Here is a 23,492-nt window from a genome sequence, read left to right as displayed (position 1 = left end):
GAGACGGGATTTTTCTATTCTTCTAGCTATCAAAGTCACTTAGATACTCATAGCGTTCGTATTTTTCAAGGAGTGCTTCGTTTTTCTCATCTAGCTCTTTCTGAAGAGTAGCCAGTTTGCCAAAGTCAGAGCCGTTGGCCTGCATTTCCTCTTCAATAGCAGCGATACGGTTTTCCAAGGCTTCAATATCACCTTCAATACTTGCCCACTCCTGCTTTTCTTGGTAGGTCATGCGTTTCTTGTCTTCTCGAACCTTGACTACTTTCTCCTTTTCGGCCTTTTGCACCTGATTGACCAACTCTGTTTCAAAGGCTTTTTCATCAAGGTAATCGGTATAATGACCAAAAAAAGGACGAATCTTGCCATCCTCAAAAGCGAGAATCTTGGTCGCTACCTTATCCAAGAAATAGCGGTCGTGGCTAACTGTCAAAACAGGTCCTGCAAATCCTTGCAAGAAATTCTCCAAAACTGTCAAGGTCGCAATATCTAAGTCATTTGTCGGTTCGTCCAAGAGAAGAACATTTGGTTTTTCCAAGAGCAGTTTGAGGAGATAAAGACGTTTTTTCTCTCCCCCAGACAATTTCTCAATCAAGGTTCCATGCGTCGAACGTGGGAAAAGGAACTGCTCCAGCAACTCTGCAATCGAAGTCGTAGAACCACCACTGGTCTTGACCTCTTCTGCCACTTCCTGCAAGTAATTGATAACTCGCTTACTTTCATCCAAGCCCTCAATTTGTTGAGAAAAATAGGCGATGCGAACTGTTTCCCCAATCACAACTTGTCCTGCTGTCGGCTCAAGACTGCCTGCAATCAGATTAAGCAGGGTTGATTTTCCAACACCGTTGTCCCCAACGATTCCAATACGATCTTTAGCCTGCACCAAGAGATTAAAATCTTGCAAAATAGGCTTGTTTTCATAGGCAAAGGAAACATCCTGAAACTCGATGACTTTCTTCCCAATCCGACTGGTTTCAAAGTTCATAGTCAAGTCTGTCTCAGCAACGCCGCCTGAAACTTCCTTTTTCAGGTCGTGGAAACGATTGATACGAGCCTGTTGCTTGGTCGCACGCGCCTGCGGTTGTCTACGCATCCAGGCCAATTCTTGCTTATAGAGTTGTTCCTTTTTGTGGAGAAGAGCCGCATCGCGTTCATCCTGTTCCGCCTTAAGGCGAACATAGTCCTGATAATTCCCTTGATACTCTGTCAAGCCTGCGCGATCCAACTCGAAAATCCGTGTTGACAAAGCGTCTAAGAAATAACGATCGTGAGTGATAAAGAGAACTGTCTTCTTAGAATTTTTTAAAAAGAGGGTCAGCCACTCAATAGTCGCAATATCCAAATGGTTGGTCGGCTCATCCAGAAGCAAGAGGTCGTGATTGCCAAGTAAAACTTGCGCCAACTGGACTCGTCTTCTTAGGCCACCTGATAATTCCCCAACTGGAGTGGATAAGTCCTGAATCCCCAGCTTGCTGAGAACGGTCTTGACCTGACTCTCAATTTCCCAAGCTTGAAGAGAATCCATCTCTGCCATAACCCGTTCCAAACGAGCCTGCTTATCCTCACTGTAGTTGAGCATGATCAACTCATACTCACGAATAAGCTGGATTTCCTTGAGGTCGCTGGATAGGACCGTATCCAAGACCGTCTTGCTATCATCAAAATCAGGATCTTGAGTCAAGTAACCAATCTGGTAATCATTTTTAGCTGAAAAAGGACTGACATCCCCATCAAAGCCAGAAACACCAGAAAGGACATCCAAAAGGGTAGTCTTGCCAGTCCCATTAACACCGATTAAACCAATTCTGTCCAAGTCATGGATGATAAAGGAAATATCCTTAAAAACGGTCTTATCACCGACGGATTTACTTAGTTTTTCAACGATAAAATCACTCATTTTTTCTCCCTCAGATAAGCATGGATGGCTTGACGGTCATTTTCCAATTCTCCATCGACAATGGCATATTCAATCTCTGTTAAAATCTCTCCCAAGTCTGGGCCTGGTTGATAGCCATATTCCTTAATCAAAATGCCACCATTAATCTGAATTTCTTTCTTGTCATGAATGGTCAAACTCTGATAGGTTTCTGTGATGGCTTGTGGGTTGACTGGTTTCCCTTGGGCCTGACGAAGATTTTCAGCCTGTAAAAGTAAATCCAAGTCAAAGCGATAACAATCGCGCTTGCTCAATTCTCCCTTTTCACGCAAGGCCAAAATAGTCAGTAAATCCTGTACCTGCTTGGCAAATTGACGTGAGGTCTTCCAAGCCTTCAAAAATGGCTGTGCATTTTCAATCTCCAAAGCCCACAGTAGAGCTGCCCAGGCTTGTTCAGAGGATTTAAAGGTGAAATCAGTCTCCAAATCAAACAGTCTATTAAGCTCGTCCTGGCTAGCTGCCATATCAGGGAGATAGTCATAAGCTTGACTCTCAATCATGGAAGCCAAACCCCTTCTCCAAAATGGAGCCAGCAAGAGTTTATCAAACTCAACGAAGGTACGCTCCACAGAAATTTTCTCCAAAAGTGGCGTCAAAATTTTCATAGCTTTAAATGTTTCTGACTCCAGTTCAAAGCCAAGACTGGCCTGAAAACGGAAGCCACGCATAATCCGCAGAGCGTCTTCGTTGAAACGCTCACTTGCCACTCCAACCGCCCTCAAGACTTGATTTTCCAAATCGTCTAAACCATGGAACAAGTCAACGATTTCTCCTGTCTCATCCAAGGCAAAGGCATTGACTGTAAAATCACGGCGCTTGAGGTCTTCTTCTAGCGAGCGAACAAAAGAAACCGCACTAGGTCTACGATAGTCCACATAGACATCTTCTGTCCGAAAAGTAGTCACCTCATATTCCTCGTCCCCATCTAAGACCAAGACAGTTCCATGCTCGATTCCGATATCGGCTGTTCGCGGAAAAATCTGCTTGGTCTCTTCTGGATAAGAAGACGTCGCAATGTCCACATCGTGGATGGGACGATTGAGGAGGGCATCTCGAACAGAACCCCCAACAAAATAGGCCTCAAAACCTGCTTCTTTAATTTTTTCTAATACTGGTAAAGCCTTCTGAAATTCAGAAGGCATTTGCGTTAATCTCATAATAAGTGTTCTAATCCATAGACAAGCTCATGACGCTTGACAACTTCTTTAATTCCCAAATTCACCCCTGTCATGAAGGAGCTGCGATCATAGGAGTCATGACGGAGGGTCAATCCTTCTCCTTGATTGCCAAAGATGACTTCCTGATGGGCTACCAAACCTGGCAAACGAACTGAGTGGATCCGCATGCCATCAAAGTCAGCACCACGGGCACCTGCAATCAATTCTTCCTCATCTGCTGCACCCTGCTGGATAGACTCTCGAACTTCTGCCATTAACTCAGCTGTTTTAATAGCTGTTCCACTCGGTGCATCCTTTTTCTTGTCATGATGGAGCTCGATAATCTCCACATTTGGGAAATATTTGGCAGCCTGCGTCGCAAATTGCATGAGTAAAACAGCACCTAAGGCAAAATTAGGAGCGATCAAGCCACCCAAATTTTGTTCACGAGAAAATGCTTTTAGTTCTGCAATTTCTTCACTAGTAAAGCCTGTCGTTCCAACCACTGGAGCAAAACCATTTTCAAGAGCAAAACGTGTATTTTCGTAGGCAACAGTTGGAGTAGTAAAATCTACCCAGACATCCGCTTCAAAGCCTGCTAAATCAGCCTTATCCTTGAAAACAGGAATTCCCTGCCATTCTGACTCAGACTCAAAGGGAGCCAAAACTGCTACCAAGTCCAAGTCTGAATCAGCCAAGACCATCTGACAAGCAGCTTGGCCCATCTTTCCCTTAAAACCAGCAATAATTACTCGAATACTCATCTCTACTCCTGACTAAGATACAAAGGACGATAGCTGCCCTTGAAAAATAGGGAATGACGCTGACTTTCCATGAAAGGCAAGACAGGCATCTTTTTTCAAGAGGCAGGTAGTCCGTGTTCAATTTCTAAGATACAAAGCCTGTAAGAGCACAACGTGAAAATAGGAGTTCTGATCAAGGAGTAAATACTCCTTGGAAGACCTATCTTTTTCACACAGAATTCCAGGCGTGTTCAATTATCAAGATACAAAGGACCTTAGCTGCCCATGAAAAATATGGGATGGCGCTGACTTTCCACAAAAGGCAAGACAGACATCTTTTTTCAAGAGGCAGGTAGTCCGTGTTCAATTTCTAAGATACAAGCCTTCTTAACTAGTCTAGAAGTGCTAACTAAATCACTGGAATATAACCCAGAGCAATACTTCCTGCTCCTAGGTGTGTTCCAATGACACTACCAAATGTAGCAAGTGAAATATCCGTACCCACTTCAGAATCTAGCAAGTGCTGACGCAATTCTTCAGCCTTTTCAGGAGCATTCCCGTGAATGACAATGATACAGTATTGGCCTGAAGCTGTTGCTTCCTTGATAATCTCAATTAAACGCTTGGTTGCTTTCTTTTCAGTACGAACTTTTTCGTACACTTCAATCACACCTTGGTCATTAAAATAAAGAATCGGCTTAATGCTTAGCAGATTGCCCAAAATCGCAGCTCCATTTGAAAGGCGTCCCCCTTTAACCAAGTGGTCCAAGTCATCCACCATGATGAAAGCAGATGTGTGACTAATCTGAATAGCTAGCTTATCCTGAATAATGGCAAAGTCATCGCCCTGGTCTCGCCAGTTAAAGACACTTTCAACCATGATACCCAGAGGAGCACTTGTGATCAAAGTGTCTGGAAAAGCAATGGTTAAGCCCTCATAGTCATCCACCATATACTGGATATTTTGGTAAAAACCTGAAATTCCAGAAGATAGGAAAAGCCCTAAAGCATGGGTGTAACCTTGTTCTTTGAGCGAAGTTAGAATCTCATCTAACTTGGCAATACTTGGTTGACTGGTCTTAGGCAATTCAGAGGCCTGAGCCATTTTTTGGTAAAATTCCTCAGCAGTCAGATTGATGCCTTCGACATACTCCTCACCATCAATATTGACAGGAATATCCAAAACAAATAAATCTTCTCTTTGCAAGGTATCTGCACTGAGATAGGCAGAGGAATCTGTGATAACAGCTAATTTCATATTAGAACTCCAAATTGATTCCTGGTAAGTCTAATGCAATTTCAGTTACTTCGTAAGTTAAACGGTTGAGCATATTCAAACATGGACGAGCCAAGGTTTCCACTTCTTCTTGGTTCAATTCACTTGGTTCGTTAACAATACGACCATCGATATGGTTCACCTGTGAAATGGTTCCACTGATGACAAATTTATCAAATACAATCATAAAACTCAAGACAACAATCAAGGAAGTCACTTGATTTTCTTGGTCATGTTGAATTAATTGGAAGTTCACATCCACCTTAGTTTCAGGAGCTCCATTTTCATTTTCCCATTCAAAATTACGCGCATCAAAATGATACTGACTAACAAATTCTTGTTCACGTTTAAGATTCATGTCTTTCTCCCTCGGCTACAATATTATAAGCTATTGTACCATAATTTTTTATTTTCATCTAGTTTTCTAGGATTTAGTCAATCCCGATTTCAGCTCGAACTACGTCTGCGATGGTATCAACATAGTAGTCCACTTCTTCTGTTGTAGGCGCTTCTGCCATAACACGCAAAAGAGGCTCTGTTCCACTTGGGCGAACAAGGATACGGCCATTCCCCGCCATTTCAGCTTCCATCTTCTCGATAATGTCCTTGATAGCTGGCACTTCCATAGCCTTTTCCTTCATAGCATTTTCCACTCGGATATTGACTAATTTTTGTGGATAGATGGTTACTTTTGCTGCCAACTCTGACAGGCTCTTACCAGTTTCCTTCATGATTTTTGTCAATTGAACAGCTGATAATTGACCGTCACCTGTTGTATTGTAGTCCATCAAGATGACGTGACCAGACTGTTCACCACCGAGGTTGTAGCCTGATTTTCGCATTTCTTCAACAACGTAGCGGTCGCCAACTGCAGTGACTGCCTTGTTAATGCCTTCACGGTCCAAGGCCTTGTGGAAACCAAGGTTAGACATAACAGTTGTCACGATTGTATTTTGGGCCAATTGTCCTTTTTCAGAAAGGTATTTCCCGATGATGTACATGATTTTGTCACCATCAACGATCTCACCATTTTCATCAACAGCAATCAAGCGGTCGCTGTCCCCATCAAAGGCCAAACCAATAGCTGACTCGCTTTCTTTGACCACTTCTTGAAGAGCTTCTGGGTGGGTTGAACCAACATTAAGGTTGATGTTAAGACCATCTGGTGTTTCCCCGATAACCGTCAATTGAGCGCCAAGATCTGCAAAGATTTGACGGGCACTTGTAGAAGCTGCACCATTGGCCGTATCCAAGACAACCTTCATTCCTTCAAGAGGAGTTCCAGTTGAAACAAGATATCCTTCATACTTACGCAAGCCTTCTGGATAATCTACCAAGGTTCCCAAGCCTTCTGCACTTGGACGAGGAAGAGTATCTTCCGCAGCGTCTAGCAAGGCTTCAATTTCTGCTTCTTTTTCATCATCTAGTTTGAAGCCATCACCGCCAAAGAACTTAATTCCATTATCAAGGGCTGGGTTGTGGCTGGCAGAAATCATGACACCTGCACTGGCTCCCTCAGTTTTTACCAAGTAAGCTACTGCTGGTGTTGCAAGGACACCAAGTTTGTAGACGTGAATCCCTACAGAGAGGAGACCTGCCACCAAAGCAGATTCTAGCATTTCCCCTGAAATACGTGTGTCACGTCCTACAAAGACTTTCGGTGCTTCCGTTTCATGTTGACTAAGAACATAGCCTCCAAAACGTCCTAGTTTGAAGGCCAATTCTGGTGTTAGTTCTACGTTAGCTTCTCCACGGACTCCATCAGTCCCAAAATATTTACCCATTTTTATAATATCCTTTTTCTATTTTTAATTCGTTTTTGAACTAGTTGCTTTCGTTGACGAAGATGTCTCTGACGAACTGCTTGTAGTTGAATTTGATGTGCTTGCACTTGGTGCTACTGGTTTTGTAATCACCTTCATTGTTGTGTCGAACGGAGTAATAACTGCTGGTAAGACAACACCATTACGGTCGATTGCCTGCAAAGGTACTGAACCACTGTAATTGCCTGTTATGCGTTCGCTAGTTGGTAAAAGCGCAATAATACGATCAATTTTAGCTAGTGTTTCTTGGTCAGTTGTGACAGAAACTCGTTCGTTTGACACGGTTACACTATCAATTTGTAGCTTGGAATCAATCTGGCTTTGGTCAACTTGTGGCACAACAATCATCCCATCTCGCTTAACCTTCTTCCCAACTTTCACTGTAATCTTTTGAGGCGTTGCCACAGCGGTCAATCCGCTTGGAAGATTTTCAATGTTCAAGGGAACTTCAATCGTTCCAACACTGGCATCCGTCAAATCAGCAGTTACCTTAAACTTACGAGTGCTCTCCTGCATTTCGCTGGCCAAGGTCACACGATTAGCTCCGGTTAATACCACTGAAACTTCTGATGCAAATCCACTAATAAAATACTGGTCAGCATCATAGTGAATATCGATAGGAACGTTCGTTATCGTATTGGTGTAGGTTTCTGATTTGACCTGCCTTGCGGTATTGCTATTTTGAAAGTTGGTTGACGTTGCATAGATAAATAAGACACAAGCAAAAAAAAGAGATGAGATGATATATAGACTATTTTTTCTCATATTTCCAACCTCCTAGCAAACGGTCCTTGAAACTGACTTTTTCCTCAACAGCTGGCAAAAGAATTGCTCGTAGCTCTGCTTCAAATTCTTCAATCGTCAAATCATGCTTGAAAACCCCATTGTAGGTAATAGAAATACCACCTGTTTCCTCTGAGACGATAAAGGTCAAGGCATCGGACACTTCTGATAAACCGATAGCCGCCCGGTGTCTGGTCCCAAATTCCTTGGAAATCCCTGTGCTTTCTGTCAAGGGCAGATAGGCAGAGGTTACTGCTATTCGATTTTCTCTGATAATCACAGCACCATCGTGTAGAGGAGTGTTGGGAATAAAAATATTGATGAGGAGTTCTGCCGAAATTTTGGCATCCAAGGGAATTCCTGTCGCGATGTATTCTTGTAAGGTCCGAACTCGTTGAATGGCAACCAGAGCACCAATCTTACGGGGACTCATATATTCAACCGACTTGACAAAGGCACGAATCATTTGCTCCTCTGCACTAATTTGAGCAGTAGAAAAGAAATCTGTCGCCCTTCCCAAGCGTTCCAAACCAGTCCGAATCTCTGGAGAGAAGATAACAACCGCAGCAATAACCCCATAGGTGATAATCTGATTAATCAACCAAGAAATCGTTGTTAAATCAAGGATATTGGCCACAACCTGGGCTAATACAAAGATCACGACCCCACGCACCAAAATCATAATCTTGGTGCCAGCTATCGCTTTTGTAAAACGATATAAAATATAGGCCACAATCAAAATATCAAACAGATTGATGGCAATACTCCAAGGACTAGAAAACAAGCTAGTCCAATATTGCAGATTGGATAATTGTTGAAAGTTCATCTGCTGTCTCCTCTCTGTCCAAACACGTTCCTTTCTATTATACCATTTTTCTGGCATTTTTTTCCCTATCCTACTTCATTTTAAATTAAGGAAAAATATGATAAAATAAACTGACTAGAAAAAACAAAGGAGAAACCATGTCTCAACTCTATGATATTACCATTGTAGGTGGTGGTCCTGTCGGGCTTTTTGCGGCCTTCTATGCCCACCTACGCCAAGCCAAGGTCCAAATCATCGACTCTCTTCCCCAACTAGGTGGACAACCTGCTATTCTCTACCCTGAAAAGGAAATCCTAGACGTACCAGGTTTCCCAAACCTAACTGGAGAAGAGTTGACCAACCGCTTGATTGAACAGTTAAACGGCTTTGATACCCCTATTCATCTCAATGAAACGGTTCTTGAGATTGAAAAACAAGAAGAAGGCTTTGTAATTACAACTTCTAAAGGAAGTCACCTGTCTAAAACTGTTATCATCGCTATGGGGGGCGGTGCCTTCAAACCACGTCCTCTGGAACTAGAAGGCGTTGAAGACTATGAAAATATCCACTACCACGTTTCCAACATCCAGCAATATGCTGGTAAGAAAGTGACGATTCTTGGTGGAGGAGACTCGGCTGTGGATTGGGCTTTGGCTTTTGAAAAAATTGCACCAACTACCCTTGTTCACCGCAGAGATAATTTCCGCGCCTTGGAACACAGTGTCCAAGCTTTGCAGGAATCTTCTGTGATCATCAAGACACCATTCGTCCCTAGCCAACTCCTTGGAGATGGAAAAATACTCGATAAACTTGAAATCACAAAAGTCAAATCTGATGAAACAGAAACTATTGACCTAGACCACCTCTTTGTCAACTATGGTTTCAAATCTTCTGTTGGTAACCTTAAAAACTGGGGTCTGGACCTCAACCGTCACAAGATTATCGTCAATAGCAAGCAAGAATCTAGCCAAGCAGGTATCTATGCTATCGGTGACTGTTGCTACTATGACGGAAAAATTGATCTGATTGCGACAGGGCTTGGAGAAGCACCAACCGCTGTTAACAATGCCATTAACTACATCGACCCAGAACAAAAAGTACAACCAAAACACTCTACTAGTTTATAGAAAAAGAACCACGAGTCACATAGGATTCGTGGTTTTATAGTTCATCGGCTAATTTGTTAGCTCATATTTCCCCCTTCTTTAACAAAAATAAAAATGCCTATCAAACTGATAAAACATGTGATATAATAGGGACGGCACTAACAATACGCCTTGGAAAAGGAGGTATTACAGATGCTAGAACTTCTCAAAATAGTACTTATCGCAGTCATCGAGAGTATCATCTCATGGCTGGTGACTCGTTGGTTAGACGATCACTTCGACAAGTAACCTTCCTGGTTAGTGCTATCTAACCTAGAAAAAAATCCCCTCAGTATTGCAGTACCGAGGGGATTTCTGTTAGCACTAAAATGCTAGAACTTCTCAATTCCCCTTTATTATCTCACATACTCTATTTAATTGTCAAGAAAGAGGTGTTTTATATCTTTATAACTCATCGGCTATCTTATTGATTTTTCTGAGTCTGTGGTTAACACCACTTTTGGTCAGAGGAGTGCTGAGACTATCTGCTAACTGCTGGATAGAGTAATCTGGGTGCTGAATTCGCAACTGCGCTACCTCCTGCAAATCTACTGGTAGATTTTCTAGGCCCATGATATCTTTGATTTTACTGATATTGTTGATGGTCTTCATGCTGGCAGAAACTGTCCGAGCGATATTGGCTGTCTCGGCATTATTGGCCCGATTGAGGTCGTTACGAGTTTCTCGCAAAATCTTAACCCGCTCAAAATCATCACGCGCCTGCATGGCTCCGATGACAATCAAGAAGTCCATAATATCTTCAGCTCGCTGGAGGTAGGTCACTGCCCCCTTCTTACGCTCAAGCACCTTGGCATCCAGTAAAAATTGCTGGAGAAGTGAGGCAATCCCTTGCGCGTGGTCCAAATAAACAGAACTGATTTCCAACTGGTACTTACCTGACTCAGGGTCACGAATGCTACCATTTGCCAAAAAAGCACCACAGAGATAGGCACGACCTGCTTCCTCGTCTGATAAAATCTCCTCATCAATACCTGTTTCTAGGCCAAAAAAGGAATCTGCCAAGTGCAAATCACTCAGAAGGTCCTGCACCTTTTCATCTGTAAAAACGGTATAGACCCGATTCTTACGAAGATTACTTCTTTGGTGGTGTCGGATTTCCGATTTGATTTCATAGAAATGGAGAAAGGACTCATAGAGGTGGCGAGCCAGTTTGGCATTTTCTGTCACGACAGACAAGGTCAGGCCCGAAGTCGAGAGACCGATACTGCCAGACATCTTGATAATGGCAGATAATTCATGCCGGCTCAGATGGTGCTGACCTAGGATTTCTTCTTTTACTGCTACTGTGAAACTCATTTTCTCACCTGTATAATCCGCATCAATTCATCCACAATCAAATCCCCATCGTGGAAGGCGCCTCCATTTTCCAGACGAAGGAAGTTGGATGAAATCACGCGCGGAACTTGCTTACAAAGACCAGTAAAATCATGTTCCACCTGCACCAAGTATTCATCAAAACGGTTGGAATTCATGTATTCCTGAGGCACTTTTTCAATATTCACCAAGACAGTATCGATAAAAGGTCGACCAAGGTGACGATGCAAGACCTCCACGTGGTCACTATCTGTAAAGTGTTCCGTCTCCCCACGTTGGGTCATGATATTGCAGACATAGGCGATTTCTGCCTTGGTTTCCAAAAGCGCCTGCCCGATTTCCTTAATTACAATATTGGGCAAAATAGAGGTAAAGAGAGAACCAGGTCCGAGGACAATCATGTCACTTTCAAGAATGGTCTGCACCACTCGACGGCTAGCCAGAGGCGTATCATCGTTAAGGGTATTGGTCACATAGACATGGTCAATCATGCCTGGATGGTCTGCAATATGGCTCTCTCCAGCCACTTCTGTCCCATCCTGAAAGACTGCGTGCAGGGTCAAAGGATGGTCACTGGAAGGATAAATCTTCCCAGTTGTATGGAAAAATTTGCTCAATAACTGCATGGCATTATAGGTCGAACCCTGCATTTCTGACAGGCCAGCAATGATGAGATTACCCAATGGATGGCCAGCAAAGGCTCCCGCATCCTCAGAGAAGCGATACTGAAAGACCTTTTCATAAAATTTTGGCATATCTGACATGGCTACAAGGACATTGCGGAGATCGCCTGGCGGTGTCAACTGCTGCATATTTTTTCTGAGTTCACCTGAAGAACCACCATCATCCGCCACCGTTACGATAGCAGCGATTTCCACATCTTTTTCCCGCAGGCTTTTTAGAATGACAGGAATCCCAGTTCCTCCACCAATCACCGTTATCTTTGGTTTTCTCATGAACGGTTTACCGTTTCCTTTCTTCGGTCTTTGTCACGGTGCCCTTCATTAACAGGCCAATTCTTGGATAAGTCCTGCGCCAAGCGTTTAGCAAAGGCCACACTACGGTGTTGTCCTCCTGTACAGCCCATGGCAATGGTCAAAACGGACTTCCCTTCCTTTTGGTAACTTGGCAAAATTGGCTCAATCAAGGCCAACAAATGTTGATAAAAATCTTCTGACTCAGGATGATTCATGACATAGTCATAAACTGGTTCATCCACACCCGTTTGGTTTCTCAGTTCTGGTAGGTAGTAGGGATTTGGCAAAAAGCGCACATCAAAGACTAAATCCGCATCAATAGGGATTCCATATTTAAAGCCAAAAGACATGACTTCGATACGGAAAGACTGGGCTTGCTCTTGATCTGAAAACTGCTCTGCAAGGGTTTTACGCAACTCACGAGGGGTGAGTTCTGTCGTATCCACGACATTTTGGCTCATGTTTTTCAGTGGTGCCAAGAGTTCACGCTCTAGCTTGATTCCATCCAAAATCCGTCCGTCTGCAGCTAGTGGGTGACTTCGTCTGGTTTCCTTGTAACGAGCGACCAATTCCTTGTCAGCTGCATCCAAAAAGAGAATTTTAAAGTCCAGTTCTTCCTTGTTTTCCAACTCATCCAAAACAGTTTGAATCTCTGAGAAGAAAGAACGACTACGCATATCCACCACCAAGGCCAACTTATGGTCGTCTTCCTTTGTTTCCACCAACTGTAAAAATTTAGGCAAGAGGGCTGGCGGCATATTATCAATAGTGAAATAACCTAGATCCTCGAAGGACTGAATAGCCACAGTTTTTCCTGCACCACTCATTCCTGTCACAATCACCAAGTGAAGTTGTTTCTTTGTCATCTATCTCTCCTTATATCAAAAGAAGTTTGGCAACACCAAACTTCAACTAGCTTATCCAATCTCTGCGATGACTTCAATTTCGACTTTTACATCACGAGGAAGACGAGCTACTTCCACAGCTGAACGAGCTGGAAATTCCTCTTTAAAGGCCGTTTGGTAAACCTCGTTAAAAGGAACAAAGTCATTCATATCGCTCAAGAAGCAAGTTGTTTTGACAACATGGTCAAAATCTGTTCCTGCTTCTGCCAAAATAGCACCGATGTTTTTCAAGACTTGTTCTGTCTGTTCTTGGATCGTTTCTCCAACGATTTCCCCAGTTTCAGGAGAGAGAGGAACTTGACCACTAGCAAACAAAAGGTTGCCAACGATTTTTCCTTGAACATATGGTCCGATAGCCTTTGGAGCTTTATCTGTATGAATTGTTTTTGCCATTTTCTTTTCCTCACAATTTTTCTAAGATTGCATCCCAAGCCTCATCCATCCCTGCCTTGCTGACAGATGAAAAGAGGATAAAGTCGTCACTTGGGTCAAAGTTTAATTTCTTTTTGATTGCTGATTCGTGCTTGTTCCATTTACCACGAGGAATCTTGTCCGCCTTGGTCGCAACGATAATAACCGGAATCTCATAATACTTGAGAAATTCGTACATCTGCACATCATCTGCTGACGGGTCATGACGAAGGTCAACTAGACTGACCACTGCACGAAGATTTTCCCGAGTCGTTAGATACTCCTCAATCATGCGCCCCCACTTTTCACGTTCCTTTTTGGAAACACGGGCATAACCATAACCAGGCACATCCACAAAACGCATCTTATCATCGATATTAAAGAAGTTGAGAAGCTGGGTTTTACCAGGTTTTCCTGATGTACGAGCTAGATTCTTACGATTCAGCATGGTGTTGATAAAGCTAGACTTACCAACATTTGAACGCCCTGCTAGGGCAATCTCTGGTAGTTCATCCTGCGGATAATGAGACTTGTTGGCTGCACTGAGCAAGATTTCAGCATTGTGTGTATTAAGTTCCATAGTCACCTCTAGGCTGTTTCTAGGATTGGTTTATCCGTTCCATCGACAGCTTCTTTTGTGATGCGAACCAATTTCACATTTTCCTGACTCGGCACTTCAAACATGACATCTAGCATGGTTTCTTCGATAATGGAGCGAAGTCCACGCGCCCCTGTCTTGCGTTCGATGGCTTTATTGGCAATCTCTTGAAGGGCTTCGTCGTCAAATTCCAACTCGACATCATCATAAGAAAGCAAGGTTTGGTATTGTTTGACCAAGGCATTTCTTGGCTCTTTCAAGATACGAACCAAGTCATCAACAGTCAATTGCTCAAGAGCTGCAAAGACAGGCAAGCGTCCAATCAATTCAGGGATAATACCGAATTTTTGAATGTCTTCTGCGATGATTTCTTGCATGTATGAGCTGTTTTCGTCAATTGCTTTGTTGTTTTGACCAAAGCCAATAACTTTTTCACCCAAACGCTGTTTAACAATTTCTTCAATACCATCAAAGGCACCACCCACGATGAAGAGGATATTTTTGGTATCCACTTGAATCATTTCTTGTTGTGGATGTTTACGTCCACCTTGAGGCGGTACGCTAGCTACAGTTCCCTCAATAATCTTGAGAAGGGCTTGTTGCACCCCTTCACCCGAAACGTCGCGTGTAATTGACACATTCTCACTCTTCTTGGCAATCTTGTCAATTTCATCCACATAGATAATGCCACGCTCTGCACGTTCAATGTTAAAGTCAGCAGCCTGCAAGAGTTTGAGAAGGATATTTTCCACGTCCTCACCCACATAACCAGCCTCAGTAAGAGCTGTCGCATCCGCAATGGCAAAAGGCACATTCAAGCTCTTAGCCAAGGTCTGAGCAAGGAAAGTTTTCCCTGAACCAGTTGGGCCAATCATCAAGATGTTTGACTTTTGCAAATCCACATCTTCTGACTCTTCACGCGTATCGTGGAAATTGATGCGTTTGTAGTGATTGTAAACTGCTACTGCCAAGGCACGTTTGGCACGATCTTGACCGATTACGTAGTGGTTCAAGATATGGAGGAGTTCGATGGGTTTTGGAACTTCTGACAAGTCTGCCAAGACTTCCTCAGCCAATTCCTCCCGAATGATTTCCTGGGCTAACTCCACACATTCATTACAGATAAAGGCGTTGTTACCAGCGATTATTTTTTGTACTTCTTCTTGACTTTTGCCACAAAATGAGCAATAAACCATCATATCATTATTCCTAGTTGTAGGCATGATTTCCTTCCGTTCTATTCTATACTGTCATTCTATCTAAAATAAGGTCATGTAAAAAGCATGGATACTATTGACCAAATTGGTAAAGGCATTTAACCAGAGCAGGACAGAAAGTCCATAGCGTTTTTTACGAAAAGCCTGTGCTCCAGCAAGCAAACAGACCAAACACAGCAAAGCTGTGAAAAAACCAAATATACTACGTTCCATTAGACTTCCTTTCTCTTGCGGTATTGGATGGTAAAATCATAAGGATTTTTCTCATCTTTGGTATAAGATTTGCTTGAAACCGTCTCAAAAAGAGACAAATCAAACTCCTCAGGGAAATAGGTATCTCCCTCCACCCGAGCATGGATTTGAGTGACAATTACTTCATCCAAATAGGGTTCAAAAGCCTGAAAAATTTGCTTCCCACCGATAATATAGAGATTCTTTTCTTGAGCCTGATACCAGTCCAAGACAGACTGGACATCATAAAAAGTAGCAACCCCTTCTATCTTTTCTTCTGGATTACGAGTCAAAATCAGGGTCTCCCGTTTTGGAAGCAAGCGACGCCCCATTCCATCAAAGGTCACGCGCCCCATCAAGATGGCATGATTCAGAGTTGTTTCTTTGAAGTGTTGCAATTCTGCTGGCAAATGCCAAGGCAGACGATTGTCCTTACCAATCACACCCTCTTCATCCTGGGCCCAAATAGCTACAATTTTCTTAGTCATGCTTCCATCCTTTTCACTGATAGTACTATTTTATCAAAAAACTCAAAAAAAGACTGGTTTGGAATAGCTTACAGAATAGAAAAAAATCCGTAAGAGGCATCCTACAGATTTTTATATGATTATTCTATTTCTTACAAACCAGGTGCTTGTCCTAATTCTGCCGCAAGCATCCAGACTGTTTTCTCAAGTTCAGCTTTAGCACCAACAAAGATATCGTTTGTCACATCATCACCTTCTTCATCAGTAACATCCAAAGCTTTTTGGAACAGAGTGATGAGATAACGATAAACATCTAGGACACGTTCCAAGCTTTCTTCAACATTACGGTATTCACCAGCTTCTTCTTCGATTTCACTATGTTGAAGGAATTCTGTCAAAGTAGAGAATGGGCTGCCACCAAGTGTAATCAAACGTTCGCTGATTTCGTCAAGATAGCCATCAAGGCTGTCCATGTATTCATCCATTTTTGGATGCCACACAAGAAAACCACGACCGCGCATGTACCAGTGTACTTGGTGCAAAGCAACGTGAGCTACATACAAATCAGCAACAGCTTGGTTCAATACTTCCTTTGTTTTTGCCAATGCTACTGGTGCTGCTTTTGTTAATGATGTTACGTCTTTTACTGCTTCTTTTTTCAATTCTACCATTTTATTTTACCTCATTCATTATTTTTTGTAACCACTTCTCAATGCTTACTACCTTAGTATACTACTAAGAAAAACGAATAGCAAGCCAAATGACTCACATGAGAAAAGTTGCAATAGACTGATAATTTAAGAATTTTTTAGAATGAAACCCAGTCACTTTCAATCTCTCTTAACAGAGATAAAATAAAGAAAAGAGCATACAAATGTACACTCTTTTCTCAGTTTTACATCTTAATACCAGACGCTAACATCCACACGTCCTCGAATCCCTTTAAGAGAGTCAGATGAAGTATATTGCCATCCTTTTTCTCCTGAATAATGAGGATTATTCCAATCAAGCGCATCCGTATAAGCTGCAACCCAGTTTACATGTTGTAAAATATCAGGATGATTCAAACGAGTTTGCAAAAGTTGACGATAGCTATAAACTTTCACGTTTTGGTAACCAGCATGCTTCATGGTTTCCATATACTTATTGATAATTTTAACCCAAGTAGCTGTGTCGGTCGGAGCTCTCTTGGTCTTATTGACATATTCCCAGTTCTCAACATCATAATAGATAGGGTAAGACAGGTTCATCTTATATTTCTTCAAGAGTTCAATAGTCTGTTTGGCATCGTTCTCAGCATCTGTTTCATTCTCTGCATAAGTATAAAGATAGACACCATAAGGAATGCCCAAACGATTAAATTCTTGTATATTATGAGCCAATTCCTTATCTTCTGCACCACTATATCCCAAGCGAACAATAACACCATCAACTCCATTTTCCTGGATGACCTTTTTCCAATCACTAATGTGGCCATTATGTTCACTGACATCAATAACCTTCTTAGCTCGGTCTGTTCCAACCTGTTCTTCACGATGGTTAAAGAAGTAACGGTGTCCATTTCGATAAACCCAACCGACATTCAAGTCTTTCTTTTCTTTTAACTCACCTGAGTCAGAAAAAATATAGCGAGCATCATTCATGACTAATTCACCAGTCGCCATAGCACCACTTTCAGTAAGATAGTAATTTCCATGCCACTCATCTTTGGCCATGTAGCCCCACTTCTTAAAGTAATACCACTTGCCATCAATCTTTTGCCACTGTTCATTAGCATAAGAACCATCTGACTTAAGGTAGAAATAAGAAGCATAAGCTGGGTCATACAGCCATTCGTTTTGCATCATGGCACCTTGACCATTCAAGAAATAATTTCCTTGCCATTGGCTTTTAGCTAAATAGCCCCATTTCTTAAAATAGTACCATTTACCTCCAACAGAATGCCATTCTTGGTTAGCATAAGAGCCATCGGACTTCAGGTAAAACCAATTCTTATAGGCGTTATCATAAACCCATTCATCCTTAGCCATATAACCACCTGATTTTAGGTAGTAATTGCCCTGCCACTCATTTTGAGCATAACGACCGTCTGACTTAATATAAAACCAAGCCTTATAGTAGTTATCAAAAATCCACTCACTCTTAGCTTTTGAACCATCTGCCTTCACATAAAAGTCGCCTTCCCAGTGTGCTGATGTTGAAGTTGGCTTACTTTCTTGCCTCTGACTGCTAGCTAGAGTCTCCTTAGTCTCTTCTTTCTTCTCTGTTTTCTGGCTATAAGAAGTTTGAACACTGCTTTCTTCCGTAGATGCTTTTGCCTCAGCTTCATTTGCAGCGACCTGGCTAGTTGCAAATCCTAGTAAGCAGATACTTGCTAATCCAATTTTTCCAATCTTTGTTTTCAATCTTTCCTCTCCTATAAAAAATGGAACAGACATCTGAATGCTGTTCCACCTAGCTTTTGCTACTGATTATTTTACAAAGTCAAGCAATGCCAAGAAGCTTTCAGCTTCAAGTGACGCACCACCAACAAGGGCACCGTCAACGTCTGGGCAAGCCATGTATGAAGCAACGTTTTCAGGTTTAACAGAACCACCGTATTGAACACGAACTTTGTCCGCAACTTCTTGACCAAAGTCAGTAGCTACAACGTCACGAACAACTTTACACATTTTTTGTGCATCATCTTGTGAAGCTGATTTACCAGTACCGATAGCCCAGATTGGCTCGTAAGCGATAACTGATGCAGCAACTTGTTCAGCTGTCAATCCAGCCAATGCAGCAGAAACTTGAGCACCTACAAACTCAGCAGCTTTACCAGCTTCGTAAGTTTCAAGTGACTCACCACAACAGATGATTGGAAGCATACCGTTTGCAAAGATTGCTTTTGCTTTTTTGTTGATATCTTCGTCAGTTTCATGGAAGTAGTCACGGCGTTCTGAGTGACCGATAACAACGTAGTCAGTACCGATTTCTTTCAAAACTTGTGGGCTAGTTTCACCAGTGAAAGCACCTGCATTTTCAAAGTAGCAGTTTTGAGCAGCAACTTTAAGGTTTGAACCTTTAGCAGCAGCAAGAACAGCTGTCAAATCAAGAGCTGGAGCAGCGATACCTGCTTCAACAAGGTCTGATGAAGGAAGTTTTGATGCGACTGCTTCAACAAATGCTTTAGCTTCTTCTGGATTTTTGTTCATTTTCCAGTTACCAGCGATAAATGGTTTACGTGACATTTCACATACCTCTTTTTTCAATTTATTTTCTATTTATTTTATCACAATTAGACACAGCTTGCAAATCTTACTCGGATTTCAAGCCTGCTTCCAACTATTAATCCTTCCAAAGATCCATGGCATTTCTAAAATCTGCCGATACCTGTGTCAACTGAGGATTGCTTGCTTCTCTTTCTGCCCGCTTGGCCTCTATTTGAGCCACACTTTTAATACCTTCATGGCGCCAATTTCTCAAAATCGCCTGAATGTACTTCCAGTTTGGTTTTCCATTCAAAACAGCTTCACGAAGAGCTTCCTTGATCAAGTCAGCACTGGTCCCATCTTCCTTAAGAGTCTTGGTCAAATCCTCAATCTCAAAAGGAGTCAACAAGCGCCCCAACTCCTGCTGGAAGGTTTCTACCAACTCCTTGAGCTGGTTTTGAGGTGTCAACTGGTCTGAACTTGAATGAGCTGCTCCAAGCAAATTATCCAAACGTTCCAAAGCCAAACTAGCATCAAAAAGCAATTCGATTTCGCCATTCAATTCGATGGTTCGATACTGAAGTAGTCCTCTCTCCGTCAGATTGGAAATAGCCTGATTGACATCCGAAATTTCCTTGCCAATCCTTTCAGCAATCTGGCTTGGCGACATTTCATCCAAACCTGTCGTATTTTGCAAATAGAAAAATTGCCAAACCAGAAAATCGTCGCTAGAAGGAAAGAGTTCTTTAAAATGCAAGAGCAGGGCACTTGGTAAAACCAAGTTCCCTGATTTAAAAGCGTCTAAATATGTCATAATTCCTCTTATAAATACCCAAATGCGGATGCATCATCTTCTATTTTTCTCCAGTCAAAAGGCGTTTCCTGATAGACCGCATAGTTCACCCAGTTACTGAAAAAGAGGGCTGCTGATGAAGACCAACAAAGGCAAGGTGTCTGGTTGACATCATCATCCTTAAAGTAATTTTCTGGAATATGTGGGTCCAAACCTGCATCACGATCTCGGAAATACTCTTTTGCCAAGGTATCACGATCATATTCCAAATGCCCAAAACTATAAATTTCTCGCAAATCACGACTGGCCAAAATCGAAACCCCAACCTGAGGTCCTTCTGATAAAATCTCAAGATTGGTTTTGTTTAAGACCTCTTCCTTAGAAATCTCCGTGTGCCGTGAATGAGGGGATACATAGCTATCGTCAAAGCCTCTAAAGAGAAGGTGCCCTTCTTTTAAAGTATCCTGAGGAAAAATACCTGATAACTTACTGTCCATCTGGTATTTTTCCACTCCATAGCGCAGATAGAGTCCCGCCTGAGCACCCCAACAGATATGAAGGGTCGAATAGACATGAGTCTTAGACCACTCAAGCACCTGGGTAAATTCCTCCCAATAGTCCACTTCCTCAAATGGTAAATGCTCAACTGGAGCACCCGTGATAATCATCCCATCAAAATATTCATCCTTGACTTCAGGAAAAGTTTTATAAAAGGTCTCCATGTGCTCTGAACGAGTTGTTTTAGAACGATGGCTCTCCATATAGAGAAAATCGATATCCAGTTGTAGGGGCGTATTAGCCAAATGGCGCAATAACTGGGTTTCTGTGACCATTTTTTGTGGCATGAGATTTAAAATTAAAATCTTCAAGGGACGGATATCTTGGTGGGCCGCACGTTGATCATCCATGACAAAGATATTCTCTGTCCGTAAAATCTCAACAGCTGGCAATTTTTTATCAATTCGAATCGGCATAACCTTCTCCTAACTGTACTTTTCAGGAATCATTGCATATGTTTGAAACTCTTCGAAAATCTCTTCAAACCGCGTCAACGTTGCCTTGCCGTATGTGTAGGATACTGACTACGTCAGTTCCATCTACAACCTCAAAACAGTGTTTTGAGCAACCTGCGGCTAGTTTCCTAGTTTGCTCTTTGATTTTCATTGAGTATGAAACTAAATCTCAAACACTTAGTCCTTTTATTATACTGCAAGAAGATATAGTTTTCAATTATAGTTTTTCTCTAACTAGCTATAGTCTATTTTTATATCCTAATGTAGAGAAAACAGCCCTAGGGACTGTTTTTGATTAATAATGCATAAGAACCTTGTAATCGTAGTCACCGATTTTTTCACGGCCGTTCAATTCATCCAATTCAACAAGGAAGGCACAGCCTGCTACAACACCACCAAGTTTTTCAATCATCTCGATAGTTGCCTTAACAGTTCCACCTGTTGCCAAGAGGTCATCCACGATAAGAACTCGTTGACCTGGCTTAATGGCATCAGCATGCATAGTCAAGGTATCAACACCGTACTCTTTTTCATAGTCAGCAGAAATGACTTCGCGTGGCAATTTTCCTGGCTTACGAACAGGGGCAAAACCAATTCCCAACTCGAAGGCAACTGGACAGCCCACGATAAAGCCACGGGCCTCAGGTCCTACAACCATATCAATTTTCTTGTCAGTAGCATACTGAACGATTTCACGAACAGCGTAGCTATAAGCATTTCCATCAGCCATCAAAGGACTAATATCACGGAAAGTAATACCTTCCTTAGGATAATTTTCAATTGTTGCAATATAATCTTTTAAATTCATCTTTTTCTTTCTTTCAAAGTTTTTACTCTCTATTATAGCATATTTTTTAAGAAAGAAAAAAGGAAAAGTTAACTTCAATGATTATCTAACGATTTGACGATTTATAACTAGCCATAGCAATAAAGCCCAAGTTCTTTTTATTCTTAGCGAACATTTTATACATAGTTAAAAACTGCTTTCTATTCTCCTTTTTACAAGCATTTACACAAATTTTCAAAGTTCCTAGCCAACCTTCGTCATAAATCATACCTGATAATTTCATTAATGTCATTTCACCAGTCAATACTTTCACATCACGATAACCTGATTCTATCATCACATCTTCCCAACCATCTTGAGTTAAAGGACCTACATTTACATTAATTGCTTGTGACAATTCCTGTCTGACAGACTCTTTAGCTTCCTTAAGAAGTACATCATGTGTCAAAAGAAGACCTTCAGGTTTTAAAACCCTTAGATACTCCATTACACATTTTTTCTTAGCTTGATCGGCTTGCATAGTCAGCATAGCTTCATTTATAACAATATCAAAACTAGCATCTTCATAAGGAAGTTTCATTGCATTAGCTCTTTCAAAACTGATCAAATGACCAACACCTGCCGTTTCAGCAGATTTTTTAGCCACTTCTAAAGCTTGAGCATCCATATCAACAGCAGTTATCTTACAACCAAAACGCTGTGCCAACTCAATTGCTGTAGTTCCCCTATTACACGCAACTTCTAGTATTCTCTTTTCTTTTGAAAATCCTCCTTCTGCAATTAACCAATCTGTGGCACGTTTTCCACCTGGACGTAAGCGTTTTTTCCCCAATTTTGCTAAAAACTTATGACCTGCTTCTGACATTTGAACACCTCTGTTTTTTCTTCATTATAACATAAAATAATATTATCTAATAATTCTAATCTATTATTTGATGAACTAGAATCAAAAGCATACAAGCCACCATGACTATAGCATAAATTTATTATTACCTCTCTAGTTCGAATTCATACTCAATAAAAATCAAAGAGCAAACTAGAAAGCTAGGCGCAGGCAGTACTTGAGTACGACAAGCCGACGATGACGTAGTTTGAAGAGATTTTTGAAGAGTATCAATTGCTCACGTAGTTTACTCATATAGGTTCACTAGTAGATGGTAACCACGGAGTACTTACATCTCAGATGAACGACATGGCTGTTATACTCAAAAAAAGAAAGGACAAAATTCGTCCTTTCTCGATCTTAGCTTTTCTTCAACCCACTACAGTTGACAAAGAGCCGAAAAAACCTGATGAATCGAATGATTCATCAGGTTTAAACAGATCTGTTCATTGCAAACAAATCATGTCAATTAGAAAGATTAGTCTTCTTTCTTCTTGCGGGCTACAAGACCAAATCCGCTCAATACTCCGAGAAGTCCAAGTGCTGCTAGGCTAGCATGGTCTTCTGTACCAGTATTTGGCAATTCGCGTTTACCTTCAGCTTCTTTCACTGCTGTTGGTTCTACTGGTTGTGCTGGAGTTGCTGGTACTTCTGGTTTAGCTGGCTGTTCAGGCATTGCTGGAGTTACTGGCTCTACCGGTTGTACTGGTTGACTTGGTTCAACTGGTGTTGGAGTTTGGACTTTTCTGAAGATATGTCTGATACTTCCATTTGGATTTGTCACAGTCTTCACATATTCGTAACCTGAAATTGTTCCTGATTCTTTAGAGCCTGGCTCAGTTGGTTTCAATGGATTTCCATTCTCATCAGTCCAAGTAGTTGTATTTTGCTTATCTGGATTTGGTTGAGGAACAGGTGAAGGTGTTGGAGCTGGTGGTGTTACTTTTTCATAAACATGCTCGACATCTCCATTTGGAAGTGGTTTAGTTTCTACAAAGCGGTAGCCTGGGATATCTTTC

25 protein-coding genes are annotated in these 23,492 nt (G+C 41.8%); 1 reads left to right on the top strand and 24 read right to left on the bottom strand.

Annotated features, from left to right (window positions below; translation table 11 throughout):
- Positions 1–22: 22 nt before the first annotated feature.
- From L0P31_RS09160 to cdaA, 8 genes are all read right to left on the bottom strand, one after another.
- The gene (locus tag L0P31_RS09160) at positions 23–1,894 is read right to left on the bottom strand and encodes an ABC-F family ATP-binding cassette domain-containing protein (RefSeq protein ID WP_238096626.1); all 1,872 of its coding nucleotides are present in this window, start codon (positions 1,892–1,894) and stop codon (positions 23–25) included.
- On the bottom strand, positions 1,891–3,090 hold the full coding sequence (locus L0P31_RS09155) for a CCA tRNA nucleotidyltransferase (RefSeq protein ID WP_337926987.1): 1,200 nt from the start codon (positions 3,088–3,090) through the stop codon (positions 1,891–1,893). Before L0P31_RS09155 ends, L0P31_RS09160 begins: the two co-directional genes overlap by 4 nt.
- Positions 3,087–3,854, bottom strand: a complete 768-nt coding sequence (gene dapB, locus L0P31_RS09150) for a 4-hydroxy-tetrahydrodipicolinate reductase (protein WP_238096624.1) — start codon at positions 3,852–3,854, stop codon at positions 3,087–3,089. The genes L0P31_RS09155 and dapB overlap by 4 nt, the downstream gene beginning before the upstream one ends.
- A 388-nt stretch (positions 3,855–4,242) precedes the next feature.
- On the bottom strand, positions 4,243–5,091 hold the full coding sequence (locus tag L0P31_RS09145; protein ID WP_049499703.1) for a DegV family protein: 849 nt from the start codon (positions 5,089–5,091) through the stop codon (positions 4,243–4,245).
- A 1-nt stretch (position 5,092) separates the two neighbouring features.
- Positions 5,093–5,467 carry a DUF1149 family protein gene (locus L0P31_RS09140; RefSeq protein ID WP_001050081.1) on the bottom strand — a complete coding sequence of 125 codons (375 nt, stop codon included), beginning with the start codon at positions 5,465–5,467 and terminating at the stop codon, positions 5,093–5,095.
- Between the two features lie 73 nt (positions 5,468–5,540).
- Positions 5,541–6,893, bottom strand: coding sequence for a phosphoglucosamine mutase (gene glmM / locus L0P31_RS09135; protein WP_049499705.1), 1,353 nt, complete (start codon positions 6,891–6,893; stop codon positions 5,541–5,543).
- A 24-nt stretch (positions 6,894–6,917) separates the two neighbouring features.
- The gene (locus L0P31_RS09130; protein WP_049499706.1) at positions 6,918–7,697 is read right to left on the bottom strand and encodes a CdaR family protein; all 780 of its coding nucleotides are present in this window, start codon (positions 7,695–7,697) and stop codon (positions 6,918–6,920) included.
- On the bottom strand, positions 7,684–8,541 hold the full coding sequence (cdaA, locus tag L0P31_RS09125; RefSeq protein ID WP_049499708.1) for a diadenylate cyclase CdaA: 858 nt from the start codon (positions 8,539–8,541) through the stop codon (positions 7,684–7,686). The genes L0P31_RS09130 and cdaA overlap by 14 nt, the downstream gene beginning before the upstream one ends.
- 137 nt (positions 8,542–8,678) lie before the next feature.
- Here cdaA and L0P31_RS09120 point away from each other — a divergent pair, with 137 nt between their 5' ends.
- On the top strand, positions 8,679–9,647 hold the full coding sequence (locus L0P31_RS09120) for an NAD(P)/FAD-dependent oxidoreductase (RefSeq protein WP_033685400.1): 969 nt from the start codon (positions 8,679–8,681) through the stop codon (positions 9,645–9,647).
- A 423-nt stretch (positions 9,648–10,070) separates the two neighbouring features.
- Here L0P31_RS09120 and whiA read toward each other — a convergent pair whose 3' ends face one another.
- The 16 genes from whiA to L0P31_RS09040 all read right to left on the bottom strand — a co-directional run.
- Positions 10,071–10,982, bottom strand: coding sequence for a DNA-binding protein WhiA (gene whiA / locus L0P31_RS09115; protein ID WP_004262315.1), 912 nt, complete (start codon positions 10,980–10,982; stop codon positions 10,071–10,073).
- Positions 10,979–11,956, bottom strand: a complete 978-nt coding sequence (locus L0P31_RS09110) for a YvcK family protein (protein ID WP_001231080.1) — start codon at positions 11,954–11,956, stop codon at positions 10,979–10,981. Before L0P31_RS09110 ends, whiA begins: the two co-directional genes overlap by 4 nt.
- Positions 11,953–12,843 carry an RNase adapter RapZ gene (rapZ, locus tag L0P31_RS09105; protein ID WP_042750784.1) on the bottom strand — a complete coding sequence of 297 codons (891 nt, stop codon included), beginning with the start codon at positions 12,841–12,843 and terminating at the stop codon, positions 11,953–11,955. The genes L0P31_RS09110 and rapZ overlap by 4 nt, the downstream gene beginning before the upstream one ends.
- A 51-nt stretch (positions 12,844–12,894) precedes the next feature.
- Positions 12,895–13,275: a RidA family protein gene (locus tag L0P31_RS09100; protein ID WP_001140420.1), complete on the bottom strand. Its 381-nt coding sequence runs from the start codon at positions 13,273–13,275 to the stop codon at positions 12,895–12,897.
- A 10-nt stretch (positions 13,276–13,285) separates the two neighbouring features.
- On the bottom strand, positions 13,286–13,873 hold the full coding sequence (gene yihA / locus L0P31_RS09095; RefSeq protein WP_000422605.1) for a ribosome biogenesis GTP-binding protein YihA/YsxC: 588 nt from the start codon (positions 13,871–13,873) through the stop codon (positions 13,286–13,288).
- A gap of 8 nt (positions 13,874–13,881) precedes the next feature.
- Positions 13,882–15,114 carry an ATP-dependent Clp protease ATP-binding subunit ClpX gene (gene clpX / locus L0P31_RS09090; protein WP_025169664.1) on the bottom strand — a complete coding sequence of 411 codons (1,233 nt, stop codon included), beginning with the start codon at positions 15,112–15,114 and terminating at the stop codon, positions 13,882–13,884.
- 36 nt (positions 15,115–15,150) lie between these two features.
- On the bottom strand, positions 15,151–15,321 hold the full coding sequence (locus L0P31_RS09085; protein WP_238096621.1) for a hypothetical protein: 171 nt from the start codon (positions 15,319–15,321) through the stop codon (positions 15,151–15,153).
- Positions 15,321–15,827, bottom strand: coding sequence for a dihydrofolate reductase (locus L0P31_RS09080; protein ID WP_238096618.1), 507 nt, complete (start codon positions 15,825–15,827; stop codon positions 15,321–15,323). The genes L0P31_RS09085 and L0P31_RS09080 overlap by 1 nt, the downstream gene beginning before the upstream one ends.
- 131 nt (positions 15,828–15,958) lie before the next feature.
- Complete coding sequence (locus L0P31_RS09075; RefSeq protein WP_045612105.1) at positions 15,959–16,477, bottom strand: Dps family protein; 519 nt, start codon at positions 16,475–16,477, stop codon at positions 15,959–15,961.
- 231 nt (positions 16,478–16,708) lie between these two features.
- A complete protein-coding gene (gene lytC, locus L0P31_RS09070) occupies positions 16,709–18,244 on the bottom strand; it encodes a GH25 family lysozyme (protein WP_238096616.1) in 1,536 nt (511 codons plus the stop codon).
- A gap of 33 nt (positions 18,245–18,277) precedes the next feature.
- Positions 18,278–19,036: a triose-phosphate isomerase gene (gene tpiA, locus L0P31_RS09065; protein ID WP_238096613.1), complete on the bottom strand. Its 759-nt coding sequence runs from the start codon at positions 19,034–19,036 to the stop codon at positions 18,278–18,280.
- Between the two features lie 97 nt (positions 19,037–19,133).
- Positions 19,134–19,811 carry a DnaD domain-containing protein gene (locus L0P31_RS09060; RefSeq protein WP_238096611.1) on the bottom strand — a complete coding sequence of 226 codons (678 nt, stop codon included), beginning with the start codon at positions 19,809–19,811 and terminating at the stop codon, positions 19,134–19,136.
- 8 nt (positions 19,812–19,819) lie between these two features.
- Positions 19,820–20,764 carry a homoserine O-acetyltransferase MetA gene (metA, locus tag L0P31_RS09055; protein ID WP_238096609.1) on the bottom strand — a complete coding sequence of 315 codons (945 nt, stop codon included), beginning with the start codon at positions 20,762–20,764 and terminating at the stop codon, positions 19,820–19,822.
- A 334-nt stretch (positions 20,765–21,098) separates the two neighbouring features.
- The gene (locus L0P31_RS09050; RefSeq protein WP_001049320.1) at positions 21,099–21,611 is read right to left on the bottom strand and encodes an adenine phosphoribosyltransferase; all 513 of its coding nucleotides are present in this window, start codon (positions 21,609–21,611) and stop codon (positions 21,099–21,101) included.
- An 85-nt stretch (positions 21,612–21,696) separates the two neighbouring features.
- On the bottom strand, positions 21,697–22,455 hold the full coding sequence (locus L0P31_RS09045; RefSeq protein WP_238096607.1) for a class I SAM-dependent methyltransferase: 759 nt from the start codon (positions 22,453–22,455) through the stop codon (positions 21,697–21,699).
- 496 nt (positions 22,456–22,951) lie between these two features.
- The coding region (locus L0P31_RS09040) for an LPXTG cell wall anchor domain-containing protein (RefSeq protein ID WP_238096605.1) at positions 22,952–23,492 on the bottom strand (541 nt) is incomplete at its 5' end.

Origin of the sequence: Streptococcus mitis (assembly GCF_022137125.1) — a bacterium.
Classification (GTDB): Bacteria; Bacillota; Bacilli; order Lactobacillales; family Streptococcaceae; genus Streptococcus; species Streptococcus mitis_CE.
The sequence above is the reverse complement of the archived record's forward strand: the minus strand, read 5'-3'. Positions and strand labels throughout refer to the sequence as shown.

Excerpts from the sequence above, each read along its gene's own strand:
- L0P31_RS09160 (WP_238096626.1), bottom strand. The coding sequence starts at position 1,894 with ATGAGTGATTTTATCGTTGAAAAACTAAGTAAATCCGTCGGTGATAAG.
- L0P31_RS09155 (WP_337926987.1), bottom strand. The coding sequence starts at position 3,090 with ATGAGATTAACGCAAATGCCTTCTGAATTTCAGAAGGCTTTACCAGTA.
- dapB (WP_238096624.1), bottom strand. The coding sequence starts at position 3,854 with ATGAGTATTCGAGTAATTATTGCTGGTTTTAAGGGAAAGATGGGCCAA.
- L0P31_RS09145 (WP_049499703.1), bottom strand. The coding sequence starts at position 5,091 with ATGAAATTAGCTGTTATCACAGATTCCTCTGCCTATCTCAGTGCAGAT.
- L0P31_RS09140 (WP_001050081.1), bottom strand. The coding sequence starts at position 5,467 with ATGAATCTTAAACGTGAACAAGAATTTGTTAGTCAGTATCATTTTGAT.
- glmM (WP_049499705.1), bottom strand. The coding sequence starts at position 6,893 with ATGGGTAAATATTTTGGGACTGATGGAGTCCGTGGAGAAGCTAACGTA.
- L0P31_RS09130 (WP_049499706.1), bottom strand. The coding sequence starts at position 7,697 with ATGAGAAAAAATAGTCTATATATCATCTCATCTCTTTTTTTTGCTTGT.
- cdaA (WP_049499708.1), bottom strand. The coding sequence starts at position 8,541 with ATGAACTTTCAACAATTATCCAATCTGCAATATTGGACTAGCTTGTTT.
- L0P31_RS09120 (WP_033685400.1), top strand. The coding sequence starts at position 8,679 with ATGTCTCAACTCTATGATATTACCATTGTAGGTGGTGGTCCTGTCGGG.
- whiA (WP_004262315.1), bottom strand. The coding sequence starts at position 10,982 with ATGAGTTTCACAGTAGCAGTAAAAGAAGAAATCCTAGGTCAGCACCAT.
- L0P31_RS09110 (WP_001231080.1), bottom strand. The coding sequence starts at position 11,956 with ATGAGAAAACCAAAGATAACGGTGATTGGTGGAGGAACTGGGATTCCT.
- rapZ (WP_042750784.1), bottom strand. The coding sequence starts at position 12,843 with ATGACAAAGAAACAACTTCACTTGGTGATTGTGACAGGAATGAGTGGT.
- L0P31_RS09100 (WP_001140420.1), bottom strand. The coding sequence starts at position 13,275 with ATGGCAAAAACAATTCATACAGATAAAGCTCCAAAGGCTATCGGACCA.
- yihA (WP_000422605.1), bottom strand. The coding sequence starts at position 13,873 with ATGGAACTTAATACACACAATGCTGAAATCTTGCTCAGTGCAGCCAAC.
- clpX (WP_025169664.1), bottom strand. The coding sequence starts at position 15,114 with ATGCCTACAACTAGGAATAATGATATGATGGTTTATTGCTCATTTTGT.
- L0P31_RS09085 (WP_238096621.1), bottom strand. The coding sequence starts at position 15,321 with ATGGAACGTAGTATATTTGGTTTTTTCACAGCTTTGCTGTGTTTGGTC.
- L0P31_RS09080 (WP_238096618.1), bottom strand. The coding sequence starts at position 15,827 with ATGACTAAGAAAATTGTAGCTATTTGGGCCCAGGATGAAGAGGGTGTG.
- L0P31_RS09075 (WP_045612105.1), bottom strand. The coding sequence starts at position 16,477 with ATGGTAGAATTGAAAAAAGAAGCAGTAAAAGACGTAACATCATTAACA.
- lytC (WP_238096616.1), bottom strand. The coding sequence starts at position 18,244 with ATGTCTGTTCCATTTTTTATAGGAGAGGAAAGATTGAAAACAAAGATT.
- tpiA (WP_238096613.1), bottom strand. The coding sequence starts at position 19,036 with ATGTCACGTAAACCATTTATCGCTGGTAACTGGAAAATGAACAAAAAT.
- L0P31_RS09060 (WP_238096611.1), bottom strand. The coding sequence starts at position 19,811 with ATGACATATTTAGACGCTTTTAAATCAGGGAACTTGGTTTTACCAAGT.
- metA (WP_238096609.1), bottom strand. The coding sequence starts at position 20,764 with ATGCCGATTCGAATTGATAAAAAATTGCCAGCTGTTGAGATTTTACGG.
- L0P31_RS09050 (WP_001049320.1), bottom strand. The coding sequence starts at position 21,611 with ATGAATTTAAAAGATTATATTGCAACAATTGAAAATTATCCTAAGGAA.
- L0P31_RS09045 (WP_238096607.1), bottom strand. The coding sequence starts at position 22,455 with ATGTCAGAAGCAGGTCATAAGTTTTTAGCAAAATTGGGGAAAAAACGC.